The sequence below is a fragment of the Streptomyces sp. SID5469 genome, assembly GCF_009862865.1.
GTDB classification, from domain to species: domain Bacteria; phylum Actinomycetota; class Actinomycetes; order Streptomycetales; family Streptomycetaceae; genus Streptomyces; species Streptomyces avermitilis.
The window spans coordinates 1,137,774-1,149,740 of record NZ_WWIN01000001.1 but is presented as its reverse complement, the minus strand read 5'-3'; the positions used below and the strand labels follow the sequence as shown (position 1 = coordinate 1,149,740).

1 protein-coding gene is annotated in these 11,967 nt (G+C 69.2%); it reads right to left on the bottom strand.

What is annotated here, in order from left to right:
- Positions 1-5: 5 nt before the first annotated feature.
- Positions 6-11,867, bottom strand: coding sequence for a type I polyketide synthase (locus GTY58_RS40440; protein ID WP_346267760.1), 11,862 nt, complete (start codon positions 11,865-11,867; stop codon positions 6-8).
- Positions 11,868-11,967 lie beyond the last annotated feature (100 nt).

The following is an 11,967-nucleotide window of genomic DNA, read 5'->3' as shown; positions in this document are numbered from 1 at the left end:
CCGGTTCAGGACAGGCCGAGGTCGTTGTCAATGAATTTGAAAATCTCAGCCTCTGTTGCCGATGTGAACTTCTCGTCGTCATCAGCGCTTTCGGCTGTCGGATGCTGGGGTGCGTTCCACCTCAACATGAGTGACTTCAGCCGCAGGGTGACTCTTTCGCTGGCGCTGTCGGTTTTGTCGAGGGCGGAGAGGGCGGATTCGAGTTTGTCGAGCTCCGCCAACACGGGGGCGACAGCGTTGTCCGGTTGTGGCTGGAGTTGTGTGTGGAGGTGGTGGGTGAGGGTGGTGGGGTTGGGGTGGTCGAAGGCGAGGGTGGTGGGGAGGCGGAGTCCGGTGGTGCGGGAGAGCCGGTTGCGTAGTTCGACGGCGGTGAGGGAGTCGAAGCCGAGGTCGCGGAACGCGCGGTCGGGGGGGATGGTGTCGGGGGTGGTGTGGCCCAGGACGGTGGCGATGTGGGAGCGGACCAGGGCGAGGAGGGTGGTGTGCTGTTGTTCGTGTGTCTGGCCGGCCAGCCGGGCGTGCAGCTGGGCGCCGTTGTCCGCACCACCGGTAGTGGTGGTGCGGGTGGTGCGGCGGCGGGTGGCGGGCAGGAGGTCCTGCAGCAGGGGCGGCAGGGGCGGGGCGGGACGCAGGTCGGCGGGCAGCAGGACCGGCCGGTCCAGAGCCAGGGCCGCATCGAAGAGGGCCAGTGCGTCCGGGGTCGACATGGGATGCAGACCGGAACGGATGATGCGCCGGTGGTCGGTGCCGGCCAGGTGCCCGGTCATCCCGCTGGCCTCTTCCCACAGCCCCCACGCCAGCGACACCCCCGGCAGACCCGCCGCCCGCCGCCGGTACGCCAGCGCGTCCAGAGCGGCATTGGCCGCGGCGTAGTTGCCCTGCCCGGCCGACCCCAGGATCCCCGCGGCCGAGGAGAACAGCACGAACGCCGACAGCTCCATACCCCGCGTCAGCTCATCCAGCAAAAGAGCGGCATCCACCTTGGCCGCGAACACCGTGCCCAGCCGCTCGGGCGTGAGAGAGGCGATCGTCGCATCGTCCAGCACACCAGCCGCATGCACGACACCCGTCAGCGGACACCCGGCAGGAACACCCTCCAGCAGCCGGACCACCTCCCGCCGCTCCCCCACATCACACGCAACAATCCGCACCTCCGCCCCCAACGCGGCCAGCTCCGCCCGCAGACCCTCCGCACCCGGAGCATCCGGACCACGCCGGCTCACCAACAGCAGATCCCGCACCCCACACACACCAGCCAGATGCCGCGCCACCGCCGCACCCAGCACACCCGTCCCACCCGTCACCAACACCGACCCACCCGACAACCACGGCAACACCTCCCGACCCGATACATCAACCGACCGCCGAGCAGGCACGCCACCGGAGCGCTGGGCAGGCACGTCGGACCGCCGGGCTCGTGTGTCACCGGACCGCTGGGCTGGAACATCACCGGATGACTCAAGTCGTTTCAGGCGTGCGGCCAGCAACCGCTCCCCACGCACCGCCAACTGCGGCTCACCACACGCCACCACCGCCGCCACACGCCCACCATCCACGCCCCAACCAGCACCAGCACCGGTGTCGAGGTCGGTGCCGGTGTCGGTGTCGAGGTCGAGGAGGACAAACCGGTCCGGATGCTCAGCCTGCGCCGAACGCACCAGCCCCCACACCGACGCACCCACCACATCCACCGGGCCGTCCTCCGGGCCGGCCACCACCGCACCCCGGGTCACCACCACCAGCCGCGAACCCGCAAACCGCTCCAGCCCCAGCCACCCCTGCACCACACCCAACACCCCACCAACAACCTCACCCACACCACCGCCACCACCGCCACCGCCACCGCCACCGGCACCGGCATCCGGGCACCGCAACACCACCACCCCCGGCACAGGCCCACCACCGCTCTCACCCACGTCCTCGTGCCACGCCCACGCCTGCCCACACACCGGCACAGGACCCACCTCAGCCCACTGCACCGCATACAGCGAACCCCGCCGCCCCGCCGAAACCGAGACAGCACGCAACTGACCCATATCCACAGGCCGCAACTCAAGACGATCGACCGACGCCACCGGCACACCCGCCTCATCCCCGACCACGACCGACACCGCCTCACGCCCGCCGCCCCGCCCGACAGCCGACACACGCACCCGCACACCGGTCACACCCGCCCGGTGAAGCGACACACCACCCCACACAGCCGGCACCCGAACACCCTCCCCGAACCCCGCCCCCTCCCCAAACCCCGTCCCACCCGGAAGCAACACCGACAACGGCTGGACCACACCATCCAGCAACGCCGGATGCAGCCCAAAACCAGCCGCATCACCCCACGCCTCCTCCGGCAGACACACCTCAGCCAGCAAATCCCCCCCATCACGCCACACCGCACGCAGCCCCGAAAACACCGGCCCCAAAACACAACCAGCCCCAGCCAAACGGTCACGGACACCATCGACATCCACCGCCACCGCACCCCGCGGCGGCCACACCCCCGCCAGACCATCCACCACCACACCACCAGCAGCAGCCTCAACCAGCACCCCCGAGGCATGACACGTCCACACCCCACCCGACGCACCACCCCCACCACAAGCACTCCCACCCCGCGCATACACACTCACCAAACGCCGCCCCTCCCCATCCGCAGCCGCAACCCCAACCTGCACACTCACACCCCCATCCACAGGAACCACCAGCGGCGCATGCAGCGTCAGCTCATCCACTCGGTCGCAGCCCACGTATGTGCCCGCATGAAGGGCGAGTTCGAGGAAGGTGGCGCCCGACAGCAGCACCGTGCCGCCGACGGCATGGTCAGCCAGCCACGGATGCGACCTCAAAGACAAGCGCCCTGCAAGAAGCGCTCCACCGTCAGTCGCCAGTTCCAATGTGGCGCCGAGTAGGGGGTGTTCGGTGGGGTCGAGTCCGGCTGCTGACACGTTGCCGGCACCGGGCTGTGTGCTTTCGAGCCAGTAGTGGTGGTGTTGGAAGGGGTAGGTGGGGAGGTCGAGGTGGGTGTGGGTGTGGGGTTGGTTGTCGTGGTGGGTGTAGTGGTGGGGGTGCCAGGTGGTGGTGGTTTTGGCGAGGTTGGTGAGGAGGTGGGTTTGGGGGTGGTGGTGGGGGTGGGTGAGGGTGAGGGTGGTGGTGGGGGGGTTGGGGAGGTTGTGGTGGGTGAGGGTGGTGAGGGTGTTGTCGGGTCCGAGTTCGATGTAGGTGGTGACGCCGTGTTGGTGGAGGGTTTGGGTGGTGGTGGCGTAGTCGACGGTGTTGCGGGCTTGTTGGGTCCAGTAGTGGGGGGTGAGGAGTTGGTCGGGTGGGGTGTTGGCGGTGATGAGGGGGGTGTGGGGTGGGTGGTAGGTGAGGGTTTGGGTGTGCTGGTGGAGTTGGTTGAGGATGGGGTTGGTGTGGGGGGAGTGGAAGGCGTGGTTGGTGGGGAGGGTTTTGGTTTTGATGCCTTGTTGTTGGCAGAGGGTGGTGATGTGTTGGACGGTGTGGGGGGTGCCGCTGATGACGAGGGAGGTGGGGGTGTTGATGGCGGCGATGGCGAGGTCGTTTTCGTGGGCGGTGAGGTGGTGGGTGATGTGGTGGGGGGTGGTGTGGAGGGTGGTCATGGTGCCGGGGGGCATGGTTTGCATGAGGGTGGCGCGTTGGGTGATGAGGGTGGTGGCGTCGGTGAGGGTGAGGATGCCGGCGAGGTGGGCGGCGGTGATTTCGCCGAGGGAGTGTCCGGCGTAGTAGTGGGGGGTGATGTGGTAGCCGTCGGTGAGGAGGCGGTGGAGGGCGACCTGGAAGGCGAAGAGGGCGGGCTGGGCGTAGCGGGTCTGCTGGAGCAGTGCGGCCGCGTCCTCGTTGTCGTTGTCGTTTTGGGTGAGGAGGGGGAGGAGGGGGTGGTCGAGGTGGGGGTCGAGGTGGGTGCAGATGTCGTTGAGTGCGGCGGCGAAGACGGGGTGGGTGTGGTAGAGGCCGTGGGCCATGCCGGGGCGTTGGGTGCCCTGTCCGGAGCAGATGAATGCGGTCTTTCCTGCGGCCTCCCCGGTCCCGGTCCCGCCCGGGGCGCTGCTGTGGATGACGGCGGGGTGGGGCTCGCCTGCGGCGAGTGCCTGGAGTGCTTGCAGGAACGTGTCGCGGTCCGCGGCGATGAGGGTGGCGCGGTGGTCGAACACGGCGCGGGCGTGGGCGAGGGTGTATCCGACATCCGCGAGGTCGAGGCCGGGGTGGTCGGTGAGGTGGGCGTGCAGGGCCTGGGCCTGGGCGCGCAGGGCCGGCTGCGACTTGGCCGACACCAGCCACGGCCACACCCCAGGACTGCCGGCAGCAGCCTCATCGTCGCTGCCCGCGTCACCCTCGCCGGCGGGTGGTCCCCCCGGAACGTCGTCGGCGGGTGCTTCTTCGAGGATGACGTGGGCGTTGGTGCCGCTGACGCCGAATGATGACACTCCTGCCCGCCGTAGCCGCCCCTCCCCGCCGGGCCAGGGCACCGTCTCCGTCAGCAGCTGCACCGCACCCGCGGACCAGTCCACATGCGGCGACGGCTCATCCACATGCAACGTCCGCGGCAGCAGACCATGCCGCAGCGCCATCACCATCTTGATCACCCCGGCGACGCCCGCGGCAGCCTGTGTGTGACCGACATTGGACTTGACCGAGCCCAGCCACAGCGGCCCCTCGCCGGCACGGTCCTGTCCGTAGGTCGCGAGGAGGGCCTGGGCCTCGATCGGGTCGCCCAAAGTGGTGCCGGTGCCGTGGGCCTCCACCGCGTCGACATCACCGGCCGACAAGCCGGCGTTGGCGAGGGCCTGGCGGATGACACGCTGCTGGGACGGCCCGTTGGGCGCGGTCAGACCGTTGCTCGCACCGTCCTGGTTGACCGCACTGCCACGCACCACGGCCAGGACACGGTGACCGTTGCGATGGGCGTCGGAGAGCCGCTCCACCAGCAGCATCCCCACACCCTCACCCCAGCCGGTCCCGTCCGCCGCCGCCGAGAACGCCTTGCAATGCCCGTCCGCGGCCAGACCCCGCTGCCGCGAAAACTCCACGAAGGCACCCGGAGACGACATCACCGTCACACCCCCGGCAAGCGCCATCGAGCACTCACCCGCACGCAACGCCTGACAGGCCAGATGCAAAGCCACCAACGACGAGGAACAAGCCGTGTCCACCGACACCGCAGGACCCTCAAAACCAAACGTGTACGAGATACGACCGGAGATGACGCTGCCGGCGGTTCCGGTCAGTGCGAAACCATCGGTTGACTGGCCCGCGTTGTGCACGCGAAGTGCGTAGTCCTGTCCGTTGGTGCCGGTGAAGACTCCGGTGGGGGTGCCGTGGAGGGTGTGGGGGTTGATGCCGGCGTGTTCGATGGTTTCCCAGGCGGTTTCGAGGAGGAGTCGTTGCTGGGGGTCCATGGCGAGGGCTTCGCGGGGGCTGATGCCGAAGAATTCGGCGTCGAAGTGGCCTGCGTCGTAGAGGAATCCGCCGTTTCGGGTGTAGCAGGTGCCGGGGTGGTCGGGGTCGGGGTCGTAGAGCGTGTCCAGGTCCCAGCCGCGGTCGGTGGGGAATCCGCCGATCGCGTCCTGCTCGGAGGAGATCAGATCCCAGAAGTCGTCCGCCGAGGTCACTCCGCCGGGGAAACGACAGGCCATGCCAACGATGGCGATCGGCTCGGTGACAGAAGCCTCGGCGGTAACGGCTGCCGCTGAAGGAGCCGACTCCGCTGCTGTGCCCCGCAGTTGGTTCTGCAGGTGTACGGCGAGTTTGGCAGGGGTCGGGTGGTCGAAGACCAGCGAGACAGGAAGGCGGAGTCCTGTTGCCTTGATCAGCAGGTTTCGGAACTCGACGGCCGTGAGTGAATCGAAGCCGAGTGCACGGAACGACTGGTCGGGCGCGATGGCTTTCGGGTCCGCGTGCCGGAGCACTGCCGCCACATGGTCTCGTACGAGCTCGAGCAATGCGGCCCGTTGGTCGGCCGACGTCTGATGGGCCAGCGTTTTGTGCAACTCCGCCGGTGGAGTGGGGCGCTGGACAGCTGGCTCCCTTTCCCGGGCCGCGCTCACCAGGTCGCTGGTCTGAGAGGTGTGTTCGATCTTGCTCCAGTCGATGTCGGCGATGACGACATACGGCCGTTCGGTGTCCGCGATCGCCTGCGTGACCGCTGCCGTGGCCAACTCGGGTGACATGGGTCGAAACCCGCGGCGGTCGAGATATGCGCGGGCCTTGTCCGAATCAGCGAGTCCGTTTCCTTGCCAGGTGCCCCAGGCGATGCTGGTGGCGGGGAGGTGGTGGGTGTGGCGGTGGTGGGCGAGGGCGTCGAGGTAGGCGTTGGCTGCGGCGTAGTTGGCTTGGCCGGGTGCGCCGAAGGTGGCGGCGGCGGAGGAGTAGAGGACGAAGGCGGTGAGGGGGGTGTGTTGGGTGAGTTGGTGGAGGAGGTGGGCGCTGTGGGCTTTGGCGCGGAGGACGTTGTTGAGTTGGGTGGGGGTGAGGTTGGTGAGGGTGGCGTCGTCGAGGATGCCTGCGGTGTGGATGACGGTGGTGAGGGGGTGTTGTGGGGGGATGGTGTTGAGGAGTTGTTGGAGTTGGTCTGGGTTGCTGGTGTCGCAGGTGGTGATGGTGAGGTGGATGCCTTTTTGTTGGAGTTGGGTGGTGAGGTGTTGTGCGTGGGGGGTGTGGGGGCCGGTTCGGCTGGTGAGGAGGAGGTGTTGGGTGGGTTGGTGGGTGGTGAGGTGGTGGGTGAGGTGGGTGGCGAGGGCGCCGGTTCCGCCGGTGATGAGGGTGGTTCCGTGGGGGGTGGGGGTGGGTGGTTGGTGTGTGGGGGTGAGGGTGGTGGGGGTGAGGCGGCGGGTGTGGGTGCCGGTGGTGCGGATGGCGAGTTGGGTTTGGTGGTGGGGTTGGGTGAGGGTTTGGGTGAGGTGCTGGAGGGTGTGGGGGGTGGGGGTGGTGGGGAGGTCGATGATTCCGGCGGTGTGGGTGGGGTGTTCGAGGAGGGTGGTGCGGGCGAGTCCCCAGGTTTGGGCTTGGGTGGGGTGTGTGAGGGGGTCGTTGGGGTGGGTGGTGGTGGCGTTGGTGGTGGCGTACCAGAGGGGGGTTGGTGGGTGGGTTTGGGTGTGGGTTTGGGTGAGGGTGAGGTTGAGGAGGGTGCCGGTGGGTGTGTGGGGGTGGTGGGGGTGGGGTGTTTCGTCGAGGGCGAGGAGGGAGAGCAGGCCGGTGATGGCTCCGGTGGTGTGGTTTTGGGCTTGTTGTCGGGTGTGGTGGAGGGTGTGGTGGAGGTGTTGGGGGTTGGTGTGGGTGTGGTTGAGGGTGAGGGGGATGGGGGTGATGCCGTGGTGGTGGAGGTTGGTGAGGATGTTGGTGATGTGGGGGTGGTGGGTCTGGGTTTCGGGGATGGCGATGAGCCAGGTTTGGTGGGGTTGGTGGGTGGTGGGGAGGGTGAGGGGTTTCCAGGTTTCCTGGTAGGTCCAGGTGTTGATGCGGGCTTGGTCGTGTTGGTGGCGGTGCCAGGCGGAGAGTGCGGGCACCACCGTGTCCAGGCCGGCGGAGGGGGGCACGGCGAGTGTGGTCGCGACCGTTTCCAGGTCCTGGCGGGCCACCGCGTCCCAGAACCGCGACTCCACCTCTGCCGTCCCGCCCGCAGTCCCTGCCCGCCCGGAACCGGCACCCGAACCGGCACCGGCACCCGAACCGGATCCGGCACCCGGCTGTGAGCTCTCGAGCCAGTAGTGCTGGTGTTGGAAGGGGTAGGTGGGCAGGTCGAGGTGCGTGTGGGGGTGGGGGTGGGTGTGGTGGTGGGTGTAGTGGTGGTGCCAGGTGGTGGGTGTGCCGATGCCGGTGGTATGGGTGTGGGCGAGGGCGGTGAGGAAGCGGCGGGTGTCGTTGTCGCCGCGGCGGAGGCTGCCGATCGCGGTGACGTCTTCGGCGGTGTCTTCGGTGGTGTCTTCGATGGCGGGGACGAGGGTGGGGTGGGGGCTGACTTCGACGAAGACGCGGTGTCCGTCATCCGCCAGGGCCTGGACGGCATCGCTGAAACGGACCGGCTGGTGCAGGTTGCGGTACCAGTAGGCGGCGTCCAGGGTTGTGGTGTCCAGCCAGGTGCCCTCCACCGTGGAGAAGAACGGCACGCCGGACGGCTGCGGGCTGATGTCCCCCAGCAGCTCCAGCAACTCCTCCCGCAGGGGCTGCACATGGGGGCAGTGCGAGGCATAGTCGACCGGGATCCGCCGGGCCCGCACCCCGGTGCCGGCACAGTACGCCAGCACCTCGTCCACCGCCTCGGCATCCCCCGAGACGGCGGTGGAGCGGGGGCCGTTGACCGCCGCCACCCACAACCGCCCCGCCCACCGCTCACCAATGAGCTGCTCCACCTCCTGGGCAGGCAGCGGCACTGAGGCCATGCCGCCCCGGCCCCGCACAGCGGCCAGCGCCCGGCTGCGCAGCGCAACAGTCTTCGCCGCGTCCTTCAGGCTCAGCGCCCCACACACATGCGCGGCCGCGATCTCGCCCTGGGAATGGCCAAGGACCGCGTCGGGTTCGATACCGTAGGAACGCCACAGAGCAGCCAAAGACACCATGACGCTGAACAGCACAGGCTGGACCACATCGGCCCGCTCCCACACCGCATCCCCCGCGTCCCGGCGCAGGATGTCCACCACAGACCAGTCCACCCACGGCGCCAGAGCCTCCTCGCACGCCTGCATCCGCCGGGCGAACACCGGAGAGGAGGCGAGCAGACGCACACCCATCCCGGCCCACTGCCCACCCTGTCCGGGAAACACGAAGACGACACCGCCCCGGTCACCACCCGGCGCATGACCCGTGGTCACCCGCCGATCCGGCTCACCCGCCGCCAGCGCCCCCAACCCTTGCACCAGCTCCTCACGGTCCGCGGCCAGGACGACCGCACGATGCTCCAGCACAGCCCGCCCACAGGCCAGACCCGCACCCACATCGGCAAGCGAAACGTCCGGCCGGACTGCCACGTACTGACGCAACGCCTCCGCCTGCGCCCGCAACCCAGCCTCAGACCTAGCCGACACCGGCACAGGAACCGGCACCGGCACCGGCACCGGCACCGACTCAGCCACCGGCGCAGACACAGCCACTGGAGCGGCCACCGACTCAGCCACCGAAATGGCAAGACCCGGAGCACCCTCCAACACCCCACCCCCGGCAACACAGCCCCCCGCCGCCGGCGCCTCCTCCAAAATCACATGCGCATTCGTGCCGCCGATCCCGAACGACGACACTCCCGCCCGCCGCAACCGCCCTGCCGCGTCCCCCGGCCACGGCACCGCCTCCGTCAGCAGCCGCACCGCCCCCGCGGACCAGTCCACCTGCGGCGACGGCTTATCCACATGCAACGTCCGCGGCAACACCCCCTCCCGCAACGCCATCACCATCTTGATGACCCCACCCACACCCGCGGCAGCCATGGTGTGCCCGATGTTGGACTTCAGAGACCCCAGCCACAGCGGCCTGTCACCGGCCCGCTGCCCGTACGTGGCGAGCAACGCCTGTGCCTCGATCGGATCACCCAGCGTCGTGCCCGTCCCGTGCCCCTCCACCACATCCACATCCGCCACGGACAACCCCGCGTTCGCCAACGCCTGCCGGATCACCCGCTCCTGAGCCGGACCGTTCGGCGCCGTCAGCCCATTCGACGCACCGTCCTGGTTGACCGCACTGCCGCGTACCACCGCCAGCACCCGATGCCCCAGCCGCACCGCATCCGACAACCGCTCCACCAACAGCATCCCGACGCCCTCGCCCCAGCCGGTGCCGTCGGCTGCAGCCGAGTACGCCTTGCACCTGCCGTCCACCGACAGCCCGCGCTGCCGGGAGAACTCGATGAACATGCCGAGGGTGGACATGACCGAGACGCCGCCGGCCAGCGCGAGCGTGCACTCACCCGACCGCAGCGACTGGCACGCCAGATGCAGCGTCACGAGCGATGCCGAGCACCCCGTGTCCACGGTGATCGCCGGCCCTTCCAGCCCGAAGCTGTAGGCGATACGGCCCGACAGGACGCTGCCCGTGGTACCGGTGAGGATGTGGCCCTCCACGTCCGCGGCGCCCTCCGACGACGCGGTGTCCATACGCGGGCCGTAGTCGAAGGAGAGGGCGCCCGCGAAGACGCCCGTACGGGACCCGCGTACCGACAGCGGATCGATTCCCGCCCGCTCGAACGCCTCCCAGGACGTCTCCAGCAGCAGCCGCTGCTGCGGATCCATCGCCAGTGCCTCACGTGGACTGATTCCGAAGAAGCCGGCGTCGAAGTGCGCCGCGTCGTGAAGGAACCCGCCTCCCTGCGGATAGAACGTGCCGGGCTGCGTGGGGTCCTGGGCGTGACGCTGTTCCGTGGGCCATCCGCGGTCGGTGGGGAACGGCCCGATGGCGTCTCCGCCCGAGGCGGCCAGCTCCCACAGGTCCTTCGGGGACCGGACTCCGCCCGGGAAACGGCATGCCATGCCGATGATGGCGATCGGGTCGTCCGCCGCTGCCGTGCCTCCGTGGCCGCTGGGTGAGTCCGGTACGGGCGCGGTGTCCTCGTCGAGGTGGCCGAGCGCCGCGGTCCGAAGGCGCGCGGCGACCGCGGCCGGCGTGGTGTGGTCGAAGATGAGCGTCACGGGCAACCGCAGGCCCGTGGCCTTGCTGAGGCGGTTGCGCAGTTCGACACCCATGACGGAGTCGAAGCCGAGGTGGGCGAAACTCGCCGATGGGCCGGCATCCGACGCGGTGCGCTCGTTTCCGTCGTCGTTCAGCACCGCCATGGTGTGGGCGCGCACCAGGTCCAGGAGCAGCGACTGCTGCTGCGTGGGGGACAGCGCGGTCAGGCGTGCCGAGAGGACGGTGGTCGCCGACGTCTCACCATGCCCCCGTAGTTGGGCGAGAGACGTCAGGAAGTGGTCCAGGGTGCCCTGGCCGCGGCGCAGCGTGCCCATGATCACGGTGTCGGCGGTGCCGGTGGTGTCGCCCAGGTCCGGGGCGAGCTCCTGGAGGCCCATGGTCAGCACCGGGTGCGGGCTCATCTCGACGAACGTCTTGGGCCCCTGCTGCAGAAGCAGCCGGGCGGCGGGCTCGAACCGGACCGTGCTCGACATGTTGCGGTACCAGTACGCCGCGTCTAGCTCGCGGGTGTCGAGGCGGCCGCCGGTCACCGAGGAGTGGAAGGGGATGCGGGAGGGGCGTGGGGTGATGGGCAGCAGGCCGCTGACGACCCGTTCCTCGATGGCGTACATCAGGGGGGAGTGGGCGGGAACGTCCACCGGGATCATGCGCGTGCGCACCTGCGCGGCGGTGAGGTCGGCCACCAGGTCCGCGACGGCCTCGCGGGCACCGGAAACGACTGTGCTCCGGGGTCCGTTGACGGCTGCGACGGCGAGCCGCGCCGGGTTGTCCTCGGTCCACGGAGCGATTCGGGGCAGGAGCTCATCCGGCGTGGCGGCGACGGAGACGAGCGCGCCGGTCCCGGCAAGGGTGGTCTGTGCCTGGCTCCAAAGCGTCACCACGCGTGCGGCGTCGGCCAGGGACAGGCCTCCCGAGACGTGGGCTGCCGCGATCTCGCCCAGGCTGTGTCCCAGCACCGCGCACGGCTCGACCCCTTGCGAGCGCCAGAGGGCGGCCAGGGAGATCATGACGGCGAACAGGGTCGGCTGGACGACGTCCACCCGGTCCAGCCCGGGAGCGTCCGGCGAGTCCCGCAACACCTGCTCCACCGACCAGTCGACGTAGGGCGCGAACGCGGCTTCGCAGGCGCGGACGCTCTCCCGGAAGACGTCGGAAGCGTCGAGAAGTTCCCTTCCCATGCCCGGCCATTGCGGGCCCTGCCCGGGAAAAACGAAGACGACGCCGCCGTCCGCCTCGTCGGCCACTCCGAGGACCTCCCCTGCCGCAGGGCGGGGTTCTTCCCCGCCGTCCATCCTCTGCACCTGAGCTGTGTCCTCACCGCTAGGCAATGCTCGGCGGCCGTGC